This is a genomic window from Ruicaihuangia caeni (assembly GCF_040536845.1).
GTDB classification, from domain to species: domain Bacteria; phylum Actinomycetota; class Actinomycetes; order Actinomycetales; family Microbacteriaceae; genus Ruicaihuangia; species Ruicaihuangia caeni.
The window spans coordinates 1572446-1593627 of sequence record NZ_CP159582.1; the positions used below are offsets into that span (position 1 = coordinate 1572446).

Here is a 21182-nt window from a genome sequence, read left to right on the forward strand (position 1 = left end):
TAATCTTCGTGGGGCGGTTTGCGCTGGTCGTCGGGATTAGTCTGCGCAGTGAGGCCAGGGATACCTGCCGATGCGTGAGCGGCAGGCGGAGCGCGAGCGTCACGGAAGCGAGGACGGATTGTCAGAACGAACGGAGGAGATCCGGCAGCATCTGACCTCGACATCCGAGTCGTTCAGGCAGCGCCTGCTGGACTGGGTGCGAATCCCTTCCATCGCCGGTGATGAGGAGCACCGCAGAGCGTTGCTCGATTCGGCTGAGTTGTTCGCGGAGTACTGCCGCGCCGACGGCTTCCCGCGAGTAGAGGTGTGGCCGCAGGGCGACAGCAACGCCGTATTCGCTGAGTGGCCGACCCCTGGCGGCGCGGGCGCCCCGACTGTGCTGGTCTACAGTCACCACGACGTGCGAGCTCTGGCGGGAGACAAGTGGACGGTCGGCGACCCCTTCGACCCGTTCATTCGAGATGGTCTGCTGTACGGACGAGGCTCCTCCGACGCCAAGGCGCAGGCGCTCATGCACCTCTGGGCGCTCAGCGCCCACCTGGGATCGCACGGGAGCGCTCCTCGGGTGCACGTGAAGCTCCTCATCGAGGGCGAAGAGGAATTGGGGTCGCCGCATCTCCAATCCCTGCTCGACGAGCATCGCGCCGATCTCGGGTGCGACTTCGTCCTCTTCTCCGACACGACGCTCGTCGATGCTGACTACCCCGCGGTTTGCACGTCTGTGCGAGGGATGCTGGGAGCCACTGTCACGCTGCACGGTCCGCAGCGCGACGTGCACAGCGGCGCCGTCTCCGGGCCGGCCCCGAACCCGATCCTCGACCTGGCCTTCCTGCTCGCGCGTCTTCACGACGAGCGCGGCCGCATCACGCTTCCGCGCTTCTATGACCGAGTGAGCACGCCCGACGCCGCCCAGCGCGCGGAGTACGCGGCACTGCCGATCACGCCGAGCACCTGGCTCGAGGAGACGCGCACGCCGAGAGTCGGCGGGGAGGAAGGGTTCACGATCCCGGAACTTCTGTGGGCCCGGCCCTCGCTCGAAGTCATCAGCATCGAGGGCGGCGACACGGAGGGGCTGCCTCGCGCAGTGATTCCCGCTACCGCGACGGCAGAACTCAGCATCCGCATCGTCGACGGTCAGCGCACTGAAGAAGTGGGTCAGCAGTTGCGGGAATGGCTTGAGCGCGAGGCGACTGGGCTGCAGTGGGAACTCACGCTGTCAGAGCTCACTGCGCAGCAGCCGTACCGCACCCCGCAATCGCCCCAGCTCGACGCGCTCGCTGCCGCCATGGGCGCCGGATTCGAGTCTGCCGAGGTGGGCCGAATGGGTAACGCCGGTGGCGGACCTGCCGAGCTTCTCGCGCGCATGCTCGATGCTCCGGTGTTGTTCTTCGGCACCGGTTTGGTCACCGACAACTGGCACGCGGCGGATGAACGGGTCGATCTCGCGGTGGTTGAGAAAGGCGCCGCGACCCTGGCGCACTTCTGGGCGCTGATCGCTGAACAGCAGTCGTGAGGTTCGGCGCGATCGCGGCGAGCTAGCTCAGCGCCGCCCGGAGATCCTCTTCGGCCCCCACCGCGCCTGCGGGTCCAGCCGCTGTACGAGAGGTTCCAGCGCGTCGGCCAGTGCGTCGAGCTGCTCGGGGGCGAGGTGGTCGATGACCAGGCGGCGCACTGTCTCGATATGGCCCGGCGTTGCGAGCACCAGTGCGCGCCGGCCCGCGGTCGTGAGGCGCACGTCGATCGCGCGCCCGTCGTCGGATCGTGCCTGTCGCTCGACGAGCCCCCGACTCTCCAGTCGCGTCACCACTTTGGACAGCCGGGGGAGTGTCGCGTTGGTCGCTGCCGCGAGCTCCTTCATGCGCAGCGTGTTGTGCTCTGCGTCTTTCAGCACGGTCAGTGCGATGAACTCGAAGTGGGTGAGTTGCGAATCCGCCTGCAGCTGAGCGTCGAGGGCGGCCGGCAGGAGTTCGGCAGTGCTGACGAGCGCGAGCCAGGCGCGCGACTCCGCGGCATCCATTCGAGGCACCGAGCGATCCATTGCGACGAGTCTAACGAAGGCCTCGGGAATAGTTGCAGCGGCAACCGTGTTGTGCATTGAGTAGCAAGTTGCCGTGGCAACTACTTCTCGAAGGGAACACAATGACCACCATCTCCATCATCGGTACCGGGAACATGGGCGCCGCCATCGCGGCCATCGCTGCGAAGGGCGGCGCGGCTGTGCAGGTCGTCGCCCGCGACCGGGCGAAGGCGGCCGAACTGGCGACGCAGGTGAACGGTGCGGCCGCGGCAGTCGGCGAAGAGCTCACGGGCGAGATCGTCGTCCTCGCCGTGCCCTACCCGGCGCTTGCCGAGATCGTCTCGACGTACGGCGACAAGCTCGACGGCAAGGTGCTCGTCGATGTCACCAACCCCGTGGACTTCGCCACGTTCGACGGGCTCACCGTGCCGGCCGACAGCTCGGCTGCTGCCGAACTCGCCGCATCGGTTCCCGGTGCCCGCGTCGTGAAGGCGTTCAACACCAATTTCGCCGCGACCCTCGCTTCCGGTGAACTCGATGGAGCCGCAACCACAGTGGTCATCGCGGGTGACGATGGTGCAGCCAAGTCATCGGTCGCCGAGGTCGTCAAGGCTGGGGGCCTCGCGGTGGCGGATGCCGGCTCGCTCAAGCGTGCTCGCGAGCTCGAGGCGCTGGGCTTCCTGCAGATGGTGCTCGCTGTGCGTGAGCACATCGGCTGGACCGGCGGGTTCGCGGTTCGCGCCTGAACTGCCGTGACTGAGTCGTCTCAGCACTGATGCAAATCGAGGTGAGGCGGTGGGGCGTTCAGCTCCACCGCCTCATTCACTTCGAGGCGTCGAGGATGCTGCGCGCCATGCGCCGCGCGAGTTCGACCGCTCCGGCTTGCGGTCTGATGGCACTGGTCGCGAGCGCTCCGTCATAGAGGATGCACAGCTGGTCCGCGATCGCTTCGCTCCCCCTGATCCCGCCGAGCATGCGAACGAAGGCATCGTGCAGGCCGCGCTTATTGGTGCGCGCCCAGCGCATTGGCGGCCTGTCCGGATCGGGCACTTCGGCCGCTGCGATCACGAACGCGCAGCCGCGGAATGCCTCGTCGCCCACCTGCTCGGCGAGGTAGTCGAACACCGCATCCACCTTCTCCTGCGGCGACCCATCGCTTCGGGCGATACCGTCGAGCGTCTCGATGACGTGCTGATGCCGCTGCGCGAGGTAGGCGTCGACGAGCTCGTCCTTCGAGCGGAAGTTGCCATAGAGCGTGCCCTTCGCGATGCCCGCTTCATCGATGATGCGGTCGATGCCGGATGCCGCAATGCCCTCCCGGTACAGCAGCTCGTCCACTGCCGCCAGGAGTCGTTCGCGCGCGGGACGCCGACGCTCGGTCCTCGTCGTCTGCTGCGAGGAGTCGTTCCCGTCGTCGCTCATCGGTCTCCCGCCCGGTCAGAGAAGTTGCTGTCGCCTGGTGGCGCGACCGGCAGGCGCTCTTCGCCTGTGCGCCACCGGCGCTGTTGGGCAGCGCTCCTCATTGACTTCATTGAACAGCTCTGTCTAGTCTAGCGAACGGATCATTAGACAAGTCAGTCTAATTAAGGCGATGTTGAACTGTGGAGGAAGACAGATGACGACCGCAACACTTGTGAATGGCGTCGACACGCAAGCACTGGGCGACACCATCGAGGCGGTGCGGCAGAACCGTGCGCTCGGCGAGGTGACGTTCTCCATGAACGGCCAGGTCGGCGGCTTCCGGCTCGATGCGGAGACCGGAGCTCTCACTCAGGCAGGGGAGCAGGATGCGGCGCGCGCCGGGCAGTTCCGCCTGAGCAGCGACGAGCCGGCGGCCCTTCTCGGCAGTGACACCGCTGTCTCGCCCGGTGAGTATCTGCTGCAGGCGCTCGCCGGCTGCTACACCGTGACGTTGGCGGCCAACGCCGCCGGCATGGGCATCGAGCTCGAGAGCTACCGCCTGCACCTCGAGATCGACTTCGACCTCGCCGGATTCCTCGGCATCGATCCTGACCAGGCGCCGGGTGCCGTGCAGATCCGCGCGCGCATCGACCTGGATGCTCCCGGTGCCTCGCGTGAGCAGCTCGAAAACCTCGTGCGGCTCGTCGAGGCTCGTTCGCCGATTCGCAGCACGCTCACCCGCGGCGTCGAGGTGGTCACCGAACTGGCCTAGGGCTCGAAACGGATTCGACCTCGGGCGGCCTGGCGGTCGGCATCCGCCGGTCAGGCCGCCCGGGGCAGCGTTTGGCAGGCGTCAGTTGGCAGAGCGACGGGCCAAGGTGCTCAGAATGTCGCGAGCGGCCAGCCGGTGTATGCCTCGGCGAGATACGTGCGCCCGGCGCGCGATGACGTCACCGAATGCAGTTCGCCGAAGCGGCGCTGGAGATCGAACTCGGTGGCGTCGGGCGCGGCGTGCAGCATGCTGGTCATCCACCATGAGAAATGCTGGGCGCGCCAGATGCGGTCCAGCGCGCGCTCCGGGTATGCGCCCAGGTGGGCCTCGGAGCCCGTTTCGTAGAACGACTGCAGTGCGCCGCTCAGCAGCAGCACGTCGGCGACGGCGAGATTGAGGCCCTTCGCCCCGGTGGGCGGCACGGTGTGCGCCGCGTCTCCAACGAGGAAGGCCCGGCCGCGGCGCAGCCGGTGCGCGACGAAGCTGCGAAAGCGCAGCACGTCGCGCTGGAAGATCGGGCCCTCGATGAGGCCGCCGCCCACGCGGGTTTGCAGCGCATCCCAGATCTCCGGGTCGCTCATGCTGGCCGGGTCGAGCTCCGGGTCGCACTGCAGGTACATGCGCTGCACGGTGTCGCTCCGCTGGCTGATCAAGGCGAATCCATGCGGCGAGGCGCTGTAGATGAGCTCCGGCGCGCTCGGCGGCGCCTCGGTGAGGATGCCGAACCAGGCGAAGGGATACTCGCGGAAGTGGCCGCCGGTGCGAGACCCGGTCACCGTCTCGCGAGCGATCGACTGCGAGCCATCCGCGCCGATCACGAAGTCGGCGGTGATCTCGAACAAGTGCCCGTCGGCGCCGGTGCCGATCACGCGCGGCGCGTCGCTGTCGGCATCCATGATCTCGGTCGCTGTCGATTCGAAGCGCACCTCGCCGCCGTCTCGAAGACGTGCTGCGATCAGGTCTTTGAGCACCTCATGCTGCGGGTACAGCCACACCGCGCGTCCGGCGAGGTCGGCGAAATCGATGCGGTGGCCAGTGCCTTCGAAGCGCAGTTCAATGCCGTCGTGGCGATGGCCCTCGGCGAGCACGCGCTGCGAGACATCAGTCGACGTGAGCAGATCGACGGTGCCGTTCTCCAGGATTCCGGCGCGGATGGTCTGCTCGATCGCATCGCGGCTCCGTCCGTCGATCACGATCGAATGGATGCCGGCACGGTGCAGCAGATGCGAGAGCATCAGGCCCGCTGGGCCTGCGCCGATGATCGCGACTTGGGTTCGGGCGGTTGAGGCCATCGGCGCTCCTTCACGACGCGGGACGGATGGCAGCATCATCGCTTCGCACCTGCGGCGTTCGGTCGGCGCTTCTCGATCAACGGGAAAGGAAGTCGGTCGCCGCGATCGCTTCGGTGATTCGCGATGCCGCTCGCTTGAGCACCAGCACCGCCTCCTGGTCGCCGGCCCGCTCACGGGGGAGCACGACGGAGAGCGCCGCGATCACGGTGCCTGAACCGTCGCGCACCGGAACCGCGATGCCCGACGAGACCTGCTCGATGAACCCCGGTGCCGACGCGAACCCCAGGCGCCGCACTTCTGCGAGCTTCGAACGCAATCGCCGCGGGTCGGTGATGGTCTCCTGCGACACCGCGCGCAGCGGCCCGGAGAGCACCGCCTCCTGCAATTCCGGCGGGGCAAAGGCGAGCAGCACGAGTCCCGACGAGGATGCGTGCAGCGGCAGCCGCCCGGCGATCCGAGTGACGTTGGCGCCGGCGTTCCGTGCGGAGAGCCTCTCGATGAACAGCACTTCGTGCTCTTCCAACACGGCGAGTTGAGTGTGCTCGCGCACGACCGCCTGCACCTCTGCCATGAATGGCATTGCGAGCTGGCGCAGTCCGAGCGCCCGGGAGCCTCTGGTGGTCAGCTCCCACAGGCGCAGGCCGATTCGGACCGCCCCGCTCTCGTCGCGCTCGAGCAGGCCCGTTTCGACCAGCTCGCCCACGATCCGGTGCGCCGTGGAAGTGGGGAGCTGCGACCTTCTGGCGATCTCACTGGCCGTCTGCGAGACGCGGCCGCTGTCGAACGACTCGAGCACGCGCACCACTCGCTGCACCATCGAGTCGCCGGTCGGTGAGTTGGCCACATACGTAGCGTCTCATGCGCCCGACGCGAGGCGTGTGGCGAAGGCGTGCCGCGAGGCCAGGGCGCGCCCGAGCTCTCGTCCGTTGTACCGGGACCCTCAGCGACTGGCAGGATGACGACGTGATCAAGCGAGTGACCGCGGCCGACGTCGCCGCCCGGGCGGGGTGCACTCCCGCCGCAGTGTCGCTTTGGATCAACGGAAAGACCGCCGGCCGCATCAGCGACCAGGTCGGCGAGCGCATCCGCGAGGCGGTGGAGGCCCTCGGCTATGTGCCCAACCGCACCGCGCAGCAGCTCTCGACCGGGCAGTCGCGACAACTCGCCTTCGTGTTCCCCGACGTCTGGTACACGTTCTTCAGCTACATCCTCGACGGCATCACCGCGGAGATCGACGAGAGCTGGGACCTCGCACTGACCATGCCGCTGCGGCACGAGCGCGAGCAGGGCGGCGGAACGCGCGCGGCCTTGCAGCGGGCGCTCCGCGGAGGGCCCGCCGGCCTCATCATCGCGAGCCCCGAGCGCGAGATGCTCGACCTCGTACCACCTGGGCTGCCCACCGTCGTCATCGACGCTGACTCGGCACCGGAGCACTGCTCGCTGGCCCGCTACGACTTCGAACCGGGAGCCGCCGCGGTCGCCGCTCACCTCTCGGCGGCGGGGCACGAGCGAGTCGGCTATATCGGCCTCGACCGGCGAGCGGACACGCTGCTGACGCGCCGCGCGCGGTTGGGCGACGCGCTCGAGGCCCACGACATCCGCTTCGCCCTGCCCGATCTGCTGCTCGATAACATTCGGGCCGACATGGTGGCCGATCGAGTGAGCGACTGGCTCACATCGGACGTGACAGCCGTCATCTGCGGCGATGAGTCGCTCGCCTATGGCGCGATCGCCGCAAGCCAACGGCTCGGGCGGTCGGTGCCCGGCGAACTCTCGCTCGTCTCGTTCAACGACCTCGCGCCGGCGTCGCTCATCGAACCCTCGCTCACGTCGGTGCACATGCCCACGTATGAGATCGGCAGGCTGGCGGGCCAGATGCTCGCGAGTCGCGTTGCCGGCGGTGACGTGCGTGTCGAGACCGTGCCGACCGAACTGGTGGTCCGAGAATCCACCGGCCCTCGCGCTGTACTGCGCTAGGGATCGAGCCAGCGCGGACGACGGATGCCGGGGCACGCGGATGCCGGGTGCAGCCCGTGCCGCACCCGGCATCCGCTTCGCATGAGCCGATCGGCCGACGGCTACGCGGCGGCGAAGCGGCGGAGGCCGATGGTGCCGAGGCCGGTCGCGAGCAGCAGCGCTGCCAGGCCGAGCATCGGAGTGCTGCCCGTGGAGGCAAGCGCTGCCGCGCTCAACCCCGACCCGGCTGTCACCGCTGACTCGTCGAGCTCGATGACGAACCCGTCGCGCTGAGCCGCAACGACCGCTTCGGTGCCGGTGGATGGCGGCGTGGCGCTCGGCTGCGCCGGAACCTCAGCCACGGTTCCAGTGCTGGAGTCGAGCGCAGCATCGAGCTCCACGGCCATGAGCGGAGTGCTCAACGCGAGCGGCGCGCGCATCATGAGGGGAGCGAAGGTCGCCGTACCCTCACTTGTCGCCGGTGCGCTCTCAACCGCCACCGCCGTCGAGTTCGGAGCCAGTGCCATCCGGAACGTCGCCGGAGCAGAGCGAACCGTAGCGGTGCCCGTCGTGCCCACGCCGACCAGTCCGGCGTCCGATGCCTCACCGAGCACGACTTCCACGCCGCCAGCGCCGATGACGCCTTCCTCGATCGGGTTGGTCAGCACGTCTGCGTCGAGCAGCTTGCCTTCGTCGCCCAGAGCCGCCGCGCGGATCACTGCGTCCTCGGGGCTCGTTCCCAGCAGGTCGAGACCGATCCACTCGGCATCGCCCGCACCGGGCTCGATGATCGCGGTGTCGAACACATCAACCCCGATCGCGTCTTCTGCCGGCATGCCATCGGGCACCGTGCCGTCGAGCACCGTGCCGTCGAGCACCACGCCGTCGAGCACGCCGCCGTCAAGCACGGAGCCGTTCAGCAGCGCTTCTTCGCTCAGCGCACCTGAGTCGCCGAGCACCTCGACGCTGTTCCCGTCCACCTCAGTAGGCGCGGTCACGATCGGTGCGACTTGCGTGCCACCGAGCAGTGCGTTCTCGCCTGAGGTGACGGTCGAGCTGTCAGCCGGCGCTCCAGCATCTCCAGCCGTTCCCTCCGGTGCGGTCGAGGCTGCGTCACCGAGCACGCTCAGCGAGTTGCCCTCCACGGCGATGGGCGCGACGACGACCGGTGCCACCTGGGTGCCGCTCGCAATGCCGTCATCGCCCGAGGTGCTGGTCGTGGCGTCGCCGGGCGCGAGGTTCGTCGCCTCGGCATCCGAACCGCCCGCCGCGCTCGAGTCGCCCAGCAGGCTGATGGCGTTGCCGTCGACCGAGATCGGTGCCGTGACAGCCGGCGCCACCTGAGTGCCGCTGACCGCGCTGTCGTCCCCCGACGTGCTGGCGGTGCCTGCGTCGGTCGTCGCGCTCGGGTCGCCAGCGCCTTCGCCACCGGCGGCCTCGGCATCGCCCAGCAGGCTGACGGCATTGCCGCCGACGGAGATCGGCGTGGTGACGACCGGCGCGACCTGGCTGCCAGACGCGATGCCGTCGTCGCCAGACGTCTCCGCGGCGTGGGCGGTGGCGGTGCCGAGCAGCCAGAGGCCGCCAGCGAATGCCACGCCGCACGCGCTCTTCAACAAGAGCTTGTTCATGACTTGATTCCTTCCTGAGTGAGTTGGCGCGCGGAAGCGCGCGTAGGTGCCGTGCTCCGCGTGGCGCGGAGCCGGGCCCACTCAGTCAGGGGTGGAGTCGAAGCCGTACGTGGGTGAAGCGGGCACGATCGTGCTCAGCGGAAGCGATGCTCGTCCGGCATCCACACGCGCGGTCGTTGCCGAATCCGCTTCCGCGGCGGATGTCGAAGAGCCGCCGCCGGAGCCGGTCGCCGCGCCGGCGGTGCTCACCGTGTTGAAGTCGAGTTGGGCTGGCGTCGATGAACCGGCCACCGCTGGCGCAGCCGAGTGCGCATCGTCAGCGCCAGGCTCGAGCGCTCCGACCGTCGCGGCGCGTGGTGCGGCGGATTCGGGCGCCGTCGGTGCGGTCGCTACGTCGAGCGCAGGCGCTGCGGCATCAACCGAGGCCTCGCCAGCGGCGGCCGAAACCCATTCGAATACTGGGGAGACTACGCAGTCGGCGAAGCCCTGCAATCCTTCGCTCATGTAACCGCCTGCAGCGTCGAGGACCTCGACACCGGTCGCTACGACCGCCTGCGTGAGTTCATGAAGGGCGACAAGCGCGCCGTCGACGGAGCTGAGAGCAGGGCCGACCGAGATCCCGGTCAAGTCGTCGACTGGCGCGAGCGCAGGCAGTTCTGCACTCGTCGTCTCGCTTGACTGCTGCACGTCTGAAACGGGCGACTCGATCCGCTCGGCACCGTCGCTTCCACGAACGTCGGCGACTGAGTCGACGACGGGGGTGGCGGCTTCCACGACCGACTCGACCGCCGGCTCAGCGATCACCGCTATACGCGCGGCGACGTCGTCGGCGGAGGCTGCGTCGGCGCGCGACACCACCGAGTTGCCGATGGAAGCGGCCACTGCGCCGAGCTGCTCGGCTGCGCTCGCCACTGGCACGGGTGTCTCGCCGGGGGCCGTGCTCGACTCAGCGGATAAGCGCCCGAGGCCGGCGCCATCGCCGGTGTCATCAGCGGCCTGGGCTGCGCCCGAGTCGAGCAGGAGGGCGAGAGCGGCACCGGCGACCAGCGCGAGCAGTGCGATCAGCACTGCACGAATCGCGCGCAGAGGTCGTGCAGCCCCGACTGCACCCTCCCCGTAGTCCACCCTCAAACCCCCGTGGCCGTTGCCGACAGTCCTTGCGGGTGAGTGAAGCACCGACCCTGCGGGGAGACCACCCCCTCTGCGTGATCTCCCAGGTTTCCGGAGGTTCCTTCAAGTCGCCGCCCAGGACTTGGCAGGCTCGTTCGACTCCTCGCGTTCCACTTCTCGTCGACTTGCGTTAAGCGGTTAACGCTGTTACGGTCGTCGCACTCGTCCCGAAGGAGTCCCCTCAGTGCCCGACACGGCAATCGCTGACATCCGCCCCGTCATCGTCGGCTCGGGCTACATCGCCGAGCGCCACATCGCCGCCTTGGCGCTCCTCGGCATCCGTCCCCTCGCCGTCTGGAGCCCGCGTCGCGAAAGCCGTGAGCGTGTCGCCGAGCGCTGGGGCACGACCGCCGCCGAGTCGCTCGAAGCGCTGCTCGACACCCCTGGCGCGACGCACGCGCACATCTGCTCGACGCCCATGCAGCACGAGGAGCCCATCATGCTCGCCGCGCAGCGCGGCCTCACGATCGTGTGCGAGAAGCCTCTGGCGCCCACCCGCGACGTGGTCGAGCGCATCGCCGGCGAGCTGGAGCGCACGGGCGCTTCCCTCTTCCTCACCTTCAATCGCCGCATGGATGCCGGCATCCAGCAGTTGCGTGCCGCAATCGCGGACGGCCGGCTGGGTCGCGTGGTCTCGGTCTTCGGCTCCTACCGGCAGCAATGGAACGCCGCGCCCTCGTCGCGTGACTGGCGCTTCGACCCCAGCCTTGTGGGTCCGAGCCGCGTGGTGACCGAAATCGGCTCGCACTGGTTCGACCTCGCCGAGTTCGTGCTCGGTCAGCGCATCGAGTCAGTCAGCGCCATGTCGGCCAACATGGGCAAGCGGACCTTCGACACCGGCAGCGAGATCGGCGAGTTCGAACCCGAGAACGAAGACCTCTTCTCTGCCCAACTCCGCTTCGAGGGAGGCGCGCTCGGGCACGTGTACGCGACTGAGCTCGCACACGGCTCGTTCGACGACATCGAGCTGCGCATCGACGGCACCCTGCGGTCGGCCGTCTGGTCGAGCACACACCCCGATCAGTTGACGATCTCGCACAAGGTCGAGGGGTCGCTCACGACCGGACTCGACTCCGACACAGCCTCGATCGAGAACTGCATCCGCGCCATCTACACCGGCACCGCCACCGAAGCGGGCGTGGCCGGCCTTGCGGATGGCCTCAGCAATGCCTCGGTGATGGACGCCGTGCGGGCATCGCACTCAGAGAACACCTGGAAGGACGTCATCCGATGAGCGGCACCACCGCATCCGTCGCCGCAGCCACCCCTGCCGCAGAACCGATCTCGGCCGGAGTGCTGGTCGGCGCCACCGCTCTGGTCACCGGCGCGGCCGGAGGCATGGGCCGAGCCATCACACGCGCGCTCGCCGCAGCCGGTGCGAGCACGATCTACGCGCTCGACCGCGTGGCGGCCGACGACGACCACGTCGATTCGATCGTCGTCGACCTCGCCGACCTCGACACCCTCGCCGGCACCATTCGGGGCCTCGAGCGCACTCCCCAGATCGTCGTGAACGCGGCCGGCTACTACGCCTGGCGCGAGGGGTTCGAGATCGACACCGCCGACTTCACGCGCACCTTCGACATCAACGTCGGCGCACCGTTCGTGATCATGCGTGAGGTCGCACGCCGGCTCGAGGCCGAAGGCGGCGTGGCGGATGCCGCGTTCGTGAACATCGCGTCAGTCGCCGCCAAGCGCGGCTTCCCGAACCAGGCCGACTACGTGGCCTCGAAGGGGGCTCTCGTGAGCCTCACGCGCGCTGCGGCGCAGGACCTCGCGCCGCGCATCACGGTGAACGCCATCGCGCCGGGCACGGTGAACACACCGATGATCGACCAGGTCGCGCGCGATATCGCTGCGAAGACGGGCCTGCCCTTCGCCGAGCAGCGCGCCGCCCTCACCGCTGACATCCCCACCGGGCGCATGCAGGAGCCGAACGAGATCGCGGCCGCCGTGGTCTTCCTCGCCTCGACCGGCGCGCGCTCCATCTCGGGCGAGACCCTCGCGCTCGACGGGGGAGTCTCGCGCGACTGAGCGCGCCGACCGCAGCCTCAGCGGGATGCCGGCGCCACAGCACACCGGCTCACGCGACCCAGCTCACAGCATCCGTTCGACCGTCATCAACCAAACTGCACCAGCACCCACTCCGGAGATCGCCATGACAATCACCACTTCACCGGTGCGCCGTACCGTGCGCGCCGCCCTGAGCCTCACCGCGGGCATCACGCTCGCAGCGGCCATGACCGCCTGCGCCTCCGGCCCGGCCGAGAGCGGCAGCAACGGCGGCGACGCCGACCAGGGGCAGGTCGTCTACCTCTCGAGCCAGCCGGCTGGCGACTCGGGTTCGATCGATGACATGGTCGCGGGCCTGAAGCAGGTCGGCGAGCAGGAAGACGTCGACACCAAGTACCTCGAGGTCACCGACCCCTCGGCGTTCGAGAGCTCGCTCCGCAACGCTGCACAGTCGGGCGCTTCGGTGATCGTCACCGCGTTCCCCGACCTCACCGACGCGATCACCCAGGTCGCCCCCGACTTCCCCGACACCGAGTTCGTGCACATCTTCGCCGCTGAGCGCGAAGAGCCGCTCGACAACGTGACCACGCTCGGCTTCGAGATCCACGAGGCCTTCTACATCGCGGGCTTCTCGGCCGCGAAGCTCTCGCAGAGCGGCGTCGTCGGCTGGGTCGGCGGCGACAGCTCGCCCATCCTGAGCGCGAACTTCCACGCGTTCGAGGCGGGCGCCAAGGCGGCGAACCCCGCCGCGCAGGTGCTCAGCGGCGTCGTCGGCAGCTTCAGCGACCCCTCGAAGGGCCGCGACATCGCCCTCGGCATGATCTCGCAGGGCGCCGATGTCATCCAGACGGATGCCTCGGGCAGCTCGCTCGGTGTGATCGAGGCGGCGCAGCAGCGCGGTGCGCTCGTGTTCGCCGACGCCTCGGGTGAGGTCGCCGCCGAGTACCCCGAGACCGTCGTGGGCACCTCGTTCCTGCGCTTCGGCCAGGCGCTGGTCGACGCGGTCACCGAGGCCCTCGAAGACGGCTACACTGCCGGCCACAAGCAGGTCGGCCTCGACGCCGGAGTGGTCGGACTGCAGTTCGCCGACAGCTTCCTCGCGGGCAGCAGCCCGCGCGTCGCGGATGTGCCCTCGGTGCAGGCCGAGGCCGAGGCCCTGCAGCAGCAGATCATCGCGGGCGAGGTCGTGGTCATCTTCGACCCGAGCAGCATCTGACGCGCAATCACCGATTGCCCGATGCCCGATGTCTGTGACCGCTGATTCTGCGCCGGCAGAGCCCGTGTCCGCACACAGCGTGAACGTCGACCGCGTGCTCACCCTCCAGGGGGTGAGCATGCGGTTCGGCGCGTTCACTGCGCTTGAGAACGTCGACGTGCGCTTCGAGCCGGGGCTTGTGCACGCCGTCGTCGGCCAGAACGGAGCGGGCAAGACGACGTTCTCGCGCGTCGTCACGGGCATCTACACGCCGAGCGAGGGGCGCGTGCTGCTCGGCGGCGCGCCCCTTCGCGCTGGAAGCGTCACCGAGGCGCGCCGTCAGGGCGTCGACATGGTGCACCAGCACTTCTCGTCGCCGCCCTCGATGACGATCGCCGAGACGCTCGAATTCTTCTCTTCGGAGCGGCGGTCGTTCTTCAGTCGTCGAGGTCTCGTGCGCGAGTGGCAGCGACGCGTCGACGCGCTCGGGTTCGACCTCGACGTGAGCCGCCGCATCCGTGACCTCTCGGTGCCCGAGCGGCAGTCGGTCGAGATCGTCCGAGCGCTCAGCGGTGAGGCACGCGTCATCATCTTCGACGAACCCACGGCGTCGATGCCGGCACAGGCCGTCGACGCGCTGCTCGGTCGCATCCGGGACCTGGTCGCCGAGGGTCTCACCGTCATCGTCGTGCTGCACAAGCTCAGCGAGGTCTTCGCCGTCGCAGACACCGTGACCGTGCTGAACCGCGGCATCGTCACCCTGCCCAAGACATCGATCGCCGAGGTGACCGCCGACGAGGTGACCCGCCACATCATCGGCGACACCGGCCCGGCCGGCTCTGCACCGGGTGACGTCGACTCCGACCTCGAGGCGGATGCCGCGGCCGTCGCCGCCGGCGATGCGGCACGCCGCGGTGATGCTGCGCCAGCGGAAGAGGCACGCTCGGCCAGTGGCGAAGGCGTGCGCACCCCCATCCTGGACGTGCGTGGCCTGAGCACCGCAGCGTCGCCGAGCGATGCCCGCCTGCACGAGGTCGACCTCGTGGTCGACCCCGGCGAGATCGTCGGTGTGGCGGGCGTCGAGGGGAACGGTCAGCTTTCACTGGTCGAGGCCCTCGTCGGCATCCGTGATGCCACCGGTTCGATCGAACTCGACGGCGTGGAAGTGTCGAAGCTCGGCGTCGTCGAGCGACGCCGTCACGGCCTGCGGGTGATCCCCTTCGAACGGAACGTCGAGGGTGTGAGCTCGACCAGCGCGGTGTGGGAGAACCACGCGCTCGGTGAAGTGCTCCGTTCGCCGCGACGGTTGCTCGCCGTGCAGAAGCTTCGCGCTGCCGCTCGCCGACGGCTCGACGCCTGGGGCGTCTCGTATCGAGGGCTCGACCAGAACGCGGGTGAGCTGTCTGGCGGCAATGTGCAACGCCTCATTCTCGCTCGCGAGTTGGACGATGAGGCGCGCCTGATCATCGCGGCGCAGCCCACGCGAGGCCTTGATGTCGGCGCCATCGCCTTCGTGCAGCGCAGCCTCGCTGAGTTGGCCGACCGCGGCAACGGCGTACTGCTCATCTCGACCGACCTCGAAGAGCTCAAGGGACTCGCCGACCGCATCGTCGTTCTTCGCGGCGGCCGCCACGTGGCCGAGTTGCCGCCGAGCGCCGACCTGCACGAGATCGGTCGGGCCATGTTGGGCGGCGACGGCGGGACCGATTCGGTCGCCGCACCGTCGGGAACCGAAACACTGGGAGCCCAGGATGCGTGATCTGAAGCCGGTGCTGCAGGCGGCAGGGTTCGTCGTGCTCGCCTTCCTGCTCGCGGCGGTCATCTTCCAAGCCGCGGGCTACGACATCGGCGCGATCGGCGTCGGACTGGTCGACGGGGCCATCGCCGGTCCGGGTGCGTTCATCAACACGGTGCGATGGGCCCTGCCGCTCGCGGTGATCGGTCTCGGCGTCGCAGTGTGCTTCCGCGCGGGCTTCTTCAACGTCGGTGCGCAGGGCCAGCTCTACATGGGCGCGATCGCGTCGACTGCCATCGCGCTGCACCTGCCAGGGCCGGCGTGGCTCGTGACGGTCGTCGCCGTCGTCGCCGCAGTGGTGGCAGGCGCGCTGTGGTCGCTCATCGCGGCGGTGCTCAAGGTGTACACCGGTGCCGACGAGGTGCTCACCACGCTCATGCTCAACTTCATCGGCGTGCTGGTGCTCGACTACGTGGCCTCAGGCCCCTTGAAGGACGTCAAGGGATCGGGCCAGGTCGCCTCGAGCGAGCGCGTCGCAGAAGACCTGCGACTGTCGGATGCCTTCGGTGCATCCCCGACGCTGATCGCCATCACGCTGCTGCTCGCCGCCGCCGTGTGGATCTGGATGGCGCGCACCAAGGGCGGTCTCACCTCGAAGCTCGCCGGGCGCAACCCCGTCATGGTGCGCTGGCAGGGCGGTAACCCCAACCGCATGGTGCTCTCAAGTTTCGCCTTCGCCGGTGCCACTGCAGGCCTGGCGGGGGCGATGCACGTGCTCGGCCCGGCTGGACGCCTGGTGAGCAACTTCTCGCCCGACCTCGGCTTCACCGCAGTGCTGGTGGCGCTTGTCGGGCTGCTCTCGGTGCCCGGCGTGCTTATCGCCGCCGTGTTCTTCGGTGGTCTCCAGGCGGCACTGCAGTACCTGCCCGTGGTGTCCGACCTGCCGCGCGCCGGTCTCGACCTCATCCAGGGCGTCATCGCGGTGATGATCACGCTGCAGTTGCGGTGGCAGTTCAAGCGTCGACGCGAGCGCGCACAGCAGGCGGAGCGTCAGCCGACCCCGGCCGCGACCACCACCGCGTCGAGCGAGGGGAGCAGCAGTGTTTGACTTCATCGCGACGGTGCTCCGCGACGCGGGCCCTCTGCTCTGGGTCGCCCTCGGCGGGCTCATCGCCTACCGGGTGGGCGTCTTCCACCTCGGGCTCGAGGGGCTCATGGCTGTCGGCGCCTTCGTGTCCGTGGCCGTCACCATCGGCACGGGCAATGTATGGCTCGGCCTGCTCGCGGCGGTGCTCGCCTCGGTCGCGCTCTCGGTGGTGTTCTGGCTCGCCATCGCGGTGTTCAAGGGCAACATGATCATCGTGGGTCTCGGGCTCACCACGCTCGGGCTCGCGCTCGCGTCGTTCTTGCAGATCGCGATCTTCGAGACCCAGGGCGCCATCCGCGCGCCGGCCGGGCTGCCGATCCTGGTGCCATCCGCCGATTCCTCATCACCGCTCGCAATGATCTCCGGGCTGCCGATCACGACGCTGCTGCTGCCGATCGTCACGCTCGCGATGTGGGTGCTGCTGCGCCGCTCCTCGTTCGGGCTCCGCGTGACGGCGGTCGGTGACTTCCCATTCGCCGCGCGCAGCGCGGGATACTCGCCCTCCCTCACGCGTTTGATCGCGCTCGTGGTGAGCGGTGCGCTGATCGCGGTCGGAGGCGCCGAACTCGCTCTCGGTGGGCTGAACTCCTTCTCGCAGGACATGACCGCCGGCCGAGGCTTCGTGGCGTTCACCGCTGTGATCTTCGGGGCCGCCGCCGTCTGGGGTGTCGCGGGCGCCTGCGTGTTCTTCGGCATCTCGACCGCCATCGGCATTGCCGCACAACTGCAAGGCTGGGCGATCCCGATCCAGTTCGTGCTTGCGCTGCCGTATGTGCTCACCATCGTGGCGGTCGCGATCGCGGCGTTCGTGGCGAGGAATCGTTCGGGCGGGCTCGCCGGCTTCGCGGAACTGCGCGACTGAACCCCGCTGACGCGCCCGCCGGCGTTGCTGGTTTTTCGTCGGGCAGCGAGCGGAGCCGCGGCATCCGATTCAAAATCCATGCAAAGGAATATTTCTCCCGGTTGACCCGTTGTGGTCTGTGATGGGGATCGGACACCACTCCGGTCCGTGCATCTCGAAGCCCAACACGCTCGAAGCACCAGCGTCGTGAGTCACCGACCGCGACGGCCGTCACTCGAATATTCCAGAACGGGAGAACGACAGTGGCAGTTCAAGACAAGGTTGCACTCGTAACAGGCGCCGGTCAGGGCATTGGCCGCGCGATCGCATTGCGGCTGGCCCAAGACGGCTTCGACGTGGCGATCGCTGACATCGAGCCCCAGCGCGAGAAGGGCGAGGGCGTCGTCGGCGAGATCGAGAAGCTCGGGCGCAAGAGCGTGTTCGTCGCCGCGGATGTCTCGCAGAAGGACCAGGTGGATGCTGCGGTTGACACCGCGGCCGAGAAGCTCGGCGGCTTCGACGTGATCGTGAACAACGCCGGCATCGCCCAGATCAAGCCCGTGCTCGACATCACGCCTGAAGAGCTCGACAAGATCTGGCAGATCAACATCAACGGCGTGCTCTGGGGCATCCAGGCCGCGGCTCGCAAGTTCGAAGAGCTCGGCCACGGCGGCAAGATCGTGTCGGCCGCATCGATCGCAGCGGTGCAGGGCTACCCGATCCTCAGCGCGTACTCGGCGTCGAAGTTTGCGGTGCGCGGTTTCACTCAGGCGGCGGCGCAGGAGCTCGCTGCCAAGGGCATCAACGTCAACGCCTACGCCCCGGGCATCGTCGGCACCGGCATGTGGGATCTCATCGACGCGGAGCTCGCGAAGCTCAACGGCAAGCCCATCGGCCAGAACCTGAAGGAAGCCGTGGATGGCATCGCGCTGGGCCGCATCGAGACGCCTGAGGACGTTGCGAAGGTCGTGTCGTTCCTCGCCGGCCCCGACTCCGACTACGTCACCGGGCAGACCATCCTGGTCGACGGCGGGATGCTGTACAGCTGACCCGCCTTCCGAACTGGTGAGCCGCGAGCGGCGGCGCTCACCCTGTTCCCGTCAGAAGCCCCCGGAGACCCCGGGGGCTTCTTCTTATGGGAGCGCAGATCGATCGAGCACCCTTCGGTCAGGCACACGTCCATGTCGGCCCACTCCCAGGCATTGGGATACCAATTTCACTGACTTGCTTGACAAGTTTCACTTGGCGGTCATACATTCGTCATATCAACGGGGTGCCGGTCGGTACGGGTCGGGATCCCGCCCTGAGAGGAATGCAACGACGCATGCTTGACCAGACGCCATCGCCCACGCTGCAGCGCAGCTACGCCGCATACGCCACCGATCTCTCCCAACGGGATCTCACCATGAGCCCCGAGGATCTCGCGAGCGAATCGCGCCACCCGATGCTCATTCTCGATGACCGAGCATCGCTGTACCGCTGGCTCGCCCGCGAGATGGCCGACGAGCTCAAGCTAAGGAATGCCGAAGGACTGCCGACGCGCTGGCTGCTGCCGGTTGGCCCCAAGGACCAGTACCCCTTGCTGGCCGAGATCTGCAACCGCGAACGGATCAGCTGGAAGAACGTCTGGGCGTTCCACATGGATGAGTGGCTGGATTGGCAGGGCCGCGAGGTGCCGCCGACCCACCCGTTCAGCTTCCGCGGGTACTGTCAGCGGCACATCTACGACCTGCTCGACCCCGAGTTGCTGCCACCCGCCGAGCAGATCGTCTATCCGACGATCGCCGACATTGACGGTTTCAGCCGCACCATTGCGGAAGTCGGGGGGCTTGACACGACGTACGCCGGTTTTGGCTACCGCGGACACGTGGCGTTCAATGAGCCGCCCTCCACGCGCTGGCACAAGTACACGGTCGACGAGCTGGCTGCCTCGAAGACGCGCGTCGTGCCGTTGCTGCAAGACACCATCGTTGCCCACTCGCACCGAACGAGCGGTGGATTCACTCAAGGGATCCCTCCGATGGCCCTGACGGTGGGGATGGCCGACATCCTCTCCGCTCGCAGGCTCAGGCTCCTCACCGACGGGGGCGCCTGGAAGCAGTACATCGTGCGAGTGATGGCGCTCACTACAGAGCCCGACGTCGACTTGCCGGTGACGCTCGCACACCGGCACCCGAATGTCGATATCACGGTCGATCGCGCTTCAGCGCTTCCCATCGTTACCGGACTCGAGTGATCGAGAAGGACTGAGCGAACCAAATGACCGTCGTCGCCATCGGGTTGTATGTGCCCGACCACTATCTCTTCGTCGACCGCCTCCCCATGCCGGGCGAGAGTGTCGAAGTGCGCCGCTATGTGCAATCGCACGGCGGAAAGGCCGCGAATCAGGCGGTCGCGAGCGCGCTGGCTGGCGCCCCGACGTTTTTCGTGGGCGCTGTCGGCGCCGACCTGCCCGGGCGGCAGGGGCTCGCAGCGATGAGCGCGTATGGCGTCGACACGTCTCGGGCGAGTGTCGTCGATGGAGCCGCCACCGGCATGAGCAGCATTTACCTGGCGCCCGACGGAACGCAGATGATCGGGACCTTCGCAGGTGCGGGAGCTCGAATCGATCGTGGATCGGTTGAGGCCGCCCTCAAGGATCTGCAGCCTGACATCGCACTTCTGCAAGGGGAGGTCACAGCAGAACTGGCTCTGGAACTCGTCGGTGCGCGCATCGCACCGACCGTCATCCTCGATCCGAGTCCGGCCGATGCCTTCATCGGGCTGAGCCTTGAGAAGTGCGACATCATCACCCCCAATTCCCACGAGGCGGATCTGCTCGTCGGTTCCAGGCAGGCATCAGCCTCGGCGGTGGCAGACGCCACCGGCGTTGACGTCGTGATCGTGACTCGCGGCGCGGACGGTGCCGAGGTGTTCGATCGCGGAACCACGACTGTGCTTCCTGGTATCGACGTGCACCCCTGCGACACCTCAGGGGCGGGCGACGCATTCAACGGAGCGCTCGCCGCGGCCCTCGACGCCGGCGGTTGTCTGCTGGATGCCGCGACTGCGGGCATTCGCGCCTCTGCATGGTCAGTGACGCGTGAGTTCTGCATGCCGTCGTACGCCACCGCAGAAGAACTCGCTTCGTGGCGAACCGGCTCAACGGCCAGCGCTTCTAAGGTGGCCACATGACAGACAACATCGATACGGCGGACAGGCGACCGCTCGCGGCCGTTCTTCGCGACAAGATCATCGACCAGATCCGACAGATGGAGCTTGGGCCGGGCGATGCACTACCAACCGAGCGCGAGTTCACCGAACTGTTCGGGGTGAGCCGTCCCACGGTTCGCGAAGCGCTACGGCTGCTCGAGCAGGAGGGTTGGGTTCGCTCCCGGCAGGGTAAGGGTCGCTTCGTCACCGCACAGAACCCGATCGACCGGCCACTCACCACGCTCGAGGGCGTGACGGACCTCATGGCGACGCGTGGTTATCGGCCCGAGAATCGGGTGCTGAGCGTGACCGTCTCAACCGCGTCAGTGCAGGAATCGACGGATCTCGATCTCGGGCTCGACGCGGCCGTGGTGCGCTTGGAGCGCGCGCGGTATCGCGACGACACCCTGCTGGTCTACTCGACAGACACCTTCGCGCGAGACCTTATCCCAGGGAGTCTCGACGAGATCGACTGGAGCGGCTCTCTCTTCGACATCATGGAGTCGCTCGGCCACGCTCCCGACTTCTCTTATGCGGCGATCAAGGCAGACGCTTTTCCTGCCAACGCCGCGCGCGCCCTCCGGGTCAAGCAGAACGAGCCATGGCTAGTCATGCGTCAGAAGGTGATCGCGCGTAGCGGGCGGCCCATTCTCCTAGCGCTCGACTACCACCGAGCCGACAGTTTCACGTTCAACGTCATCCGTAAGCGGGAGCCGTCGTCCCGCTGACGGCGCTCCTGACCGGTTCGACGGCACCAGCTCCCTCGACAGCGAAGTCGAGGGCCACCAAGAGAGAAGGAGCAGCGAATCCCATGAATGCC

Annotated in this window: 20 protein-coding genes; 14 read left to right on the forward strand and 6 right to left on the reverse strand. The window is 68.0% G+C overall.

All coding sequences use genetic code 11. The annotated features are described in order from the left end of the window. Window positions 1-118: 118 nt before the first annotated feature. Window positions 119-1513 (forward strand): M20/M25/M40 family metallo-hydrolase, encoded by a 1395-nt coding sequence (locus ABV606_RS07325; protein WP_353987228.1) that lies wholly within the window; start codon window positions 119-121, stop codon window positions 1511-1513. 27 nt (window positions 1514-1540) lie between these two features. On the opposite strand, the gene ABV606_RS07330 is transcribed toward ABV606_RS07325, so the two are convergent. Further along, window positions 1541-2038: a MarR family winged helix-turn-helix transcriptional regulator gene (locus ABV606_RS07330; protein WP_353987229.1), complete on the reverse strand. Its 498-nt coding sequence runs from the start codon at window positions 2036-2038 to the stop codon at window positions 1541-1543. Window positions 2039-2139: 101 nt separating this feature from the next. Here ABV606_RS07330 and ABV606_RS07335 point away from each other — a divergent pair, with 101 nt between their 5' ends. Beyond that, on the forward strand, window positions 2140-2763 hold the full coding sequence (locus ABV606_RS07335; RefSeq protein ID WP_353987230.1) for an NADPH-dependent F420 reductase: 624 nt from the start codon (window positions 2140-2142) through the stop codon (window positions 2761-2763). A gap of 76 nt (window positions 2764-2839) precedes the next feature. On the opposite strand, the gene ABV606_RS07340 is transcribed toward ABV606_RS07335, so the two are convergent. Further along, window positions 2840-3439, reverse strand: a complete 600-nt coding sequence (locus tag ABV606_RS07340; protein ID WP_353987231.1) for a TetR/AcrR family transcriptional regulator — start codon at window positions 3437-3439, stop codon at window positions 2840-2842. Between the two features lie 193 nt (window positions 3440-3632). Here ABV606_RS07340 and ABV606_RS07345 point away from each other — a divergent pair, with 193 nt between their 5' ends. Then, complete coding sequence (locus ABV606_RS07345; protein ID WP_353987232.1) at window positions 3633-4190, forward strand: OsmC family protein; 558 nt, start codon at window positions 3633-3635, stop codon at window positions 4188-4190. 110 nt (window positions 4191-4300) lie between these two features. On the opposite strand, the gene ABV606_RS07350 is transcribed toward ABV606_RS07345, so the two are convergent. Together ABV606_RS07350 and ABV606_RS07355 are read right to left on the reverse strand one after the other, a co-directional pair. Further along, complete coding sequence (locus ABV606_RS07350; protein WP_353987233.1) at window positions 4301-5482, reverse strand: 4-hydroxybenzoate 3-monooxygenase; 1182 nt, start codon at window positions 5480-5482, stop codon at window positions 4301-4303. A gap of 76 nt (window positions 5483-5558) precedes the next feature. After that, complete coding sequence (locus ABV606_RS07355) at window positions 5559-6326, reverse strand: IclR family transcriptional regulator (protein ID WP_353987234.1); 768 nt, start codon at window positions 6324-6326, stop codon at window positions 5559-5561. Between the two features lie 119 nt (window positions 6327-6445). On the opposite strand from ABV606_RS07355, the gene ABV606_RS07360 reads away from it, so the two are divergent. After that, complete coding sequence (locus ABV606_RS07360; protein WP_281488272.1) at window positions 6446-7459, forward strand: LacI family DNA-binding transcriptional regulator; 1014 nt, start codon at window positions 6446-6448, stop codon at window positions 7457-7459. Between the two features lie 101 nt (window positions 7460-7560). On the opposite strand, the gene ABV606_RS07365 is transcribed toward ABV606_RS07360, so the two are convergent. Continuing rightward, window positions 7561-9069, reverse strand: a complete 1509-nt coding sequence (locus tag ABV606_RS07365) for a hypothetical protein (RefSeq protein ID WP_353987235.1) — start codon at window positions 9067-9069, stop codon at window positions 7561-7563. A gap of 81 nt (window positions 9070-9150) precedes the next feature. After that, window positions 9151-10137, reverse strand: a complete 987-nt coding sequence (locus tag ABV606_RS07370) for a hypothetical protein (RefSeq protein ID WP_353987236.1) — start codon at window positions 10135-10137, stop codon at window positions 9151-9153. A 286-nt stretch (window positions 10138-10423) separates the two neighbouring features. Here ABV606_RS07370 and ABV606_RS07375 point away from each other — a divergent pair, with 286 nt between their 5' ends. The 10 genes from ABV606_RS07375 to ABV606_RS07420 all read left to right on the forward strand — a co-directional run bounded on the left by ABV606_RS07375 (window position 10424) and on the right by ABV606_RS07420 (window position 21090). Continuing rightward, the gene (locus ABV606_RS07375; protein WP_353987237.1) at window positions 10424-11473 is read left to right on the forward strand and encodes a Gfo/Idh/MocA family protein; all 1050 of its coding nucleotides are present in this window, start codon (window positions 10424-10426) and stop codon (window positions 11471-11473) included. Continuing rightward, window positions 11470-12273 (forward strand): SDR family NAD(P)-dependent oxidoreductase, encoded by an 804-nt coding sequence (locus tag ABV606_RS07380; RefSeq protein ID WP_353987238.1) that lies wholly within the window; start codon window positions 11470-11472, stop codon window positions 12271-12273. Before ABV606_RS07375 ends, ABV606_RS07380 begins: the two co-directional genes overlap by 4 nt. A 124-nt stretch (window positions 12274-12397) precedes the next feature. Beyond that, a complete protein-coding gene (locus ABV606_RS07385) occupies window positions 12398-13468 on the forward strand; it encodes a BMP family ABC transporter substrate-binding protein (RefSeq protein ID WP_353987239.1) in 1071 nt (356 codons plus the stop codon). Between the two features lie 64 nt (window positions 13469-13532). Continuing rightward, window positions 13533-15206: an ABC transporter ATP-binding protein gene (locus ABV606_RS07390; protein WP_353987240.1), complete on the forward strand. Its 1674-nt coding sequence runs from the start codon at window positions 13533-13535 to the stop codon at window positions 15204-15206. After that, complete coding sequence (locus ABV606_RS07395; protein WP_353987241.1) at window positions 15199-16290, forward strand: ABC transporter permease; 1092 nt, start codon at window positions 15199-15201, stop codon at window positions 16288-16290. Before ABV606_RS07390 ends, ABV606_RS07395 begins: the two co-directional genes overlap by 8 nt. Then, the gene (locus tag ABV606_RS07400; protein ID WP_353987242.1) at window positions 16283-17191 is read left to right on the forward strand and encodes an ABC transporter permease; all 909 of its coding nucleotides are present in this window, start codon (window positions 16283-16285) and stop codon (window positions 17189-17191) included. Before ABV606_RS07395 ends, ABV606_RS07400 begins: the two co-directional genes overlap by 8 nt. A 242-nt stretch (window positions 17192-17433) precedes the next feature. Then, window positions 17434-18219 (forward strand): acetoin reductase, encoded by a 786-nt coding sequence (locus ABV606_RS07405; RefSeq protein ID WP_353987243.1) that lies wholly within the window; start codon window positions 17434-17436, stop codon window positions 18217-18219. Between the two features lie 275 nt (window positions 18220-18494). Continuing rightward, window positions 18495-19406 (forward strand): hypothetical protein, encoded by a 912-nt coding sequence (locus ABV606_RS07410; RefSeq protein WP_281488282.1) that lies wholly within the window; start codon window positions 18495-18497, stop codon window positions 19404-19406. 23 nt (window positions 19407-19429) lie between these two features. Further along, window positions 19430-20344 (forward strand): PfkB family carbohydrate kinase, encoded by a 915-nt coding sequence (locus ABV606_RS07415; RefSeq protein WP_353987244.1) that lies wholly within the window; start codon window positions 19430-19432, stop codon window positions 20342-20344. Continuing rightward, window positions 20341-21090 (forward strand): GntR family transcriptional regulator, encoded by a 750-nt coding sequence (locus tag ABV606_RS07420; protein ID WP_281488284.1) that lies wholly within the window; start codon window positions 20341-20343, stop codon window positions 21088-21090. Before ABV606_RS07415 ends, ABV606_RS07420 begins: the two co-directional genes overlap by 4 nt. Window positions 21091-21182: the final 92 nt, after the last annotated feature.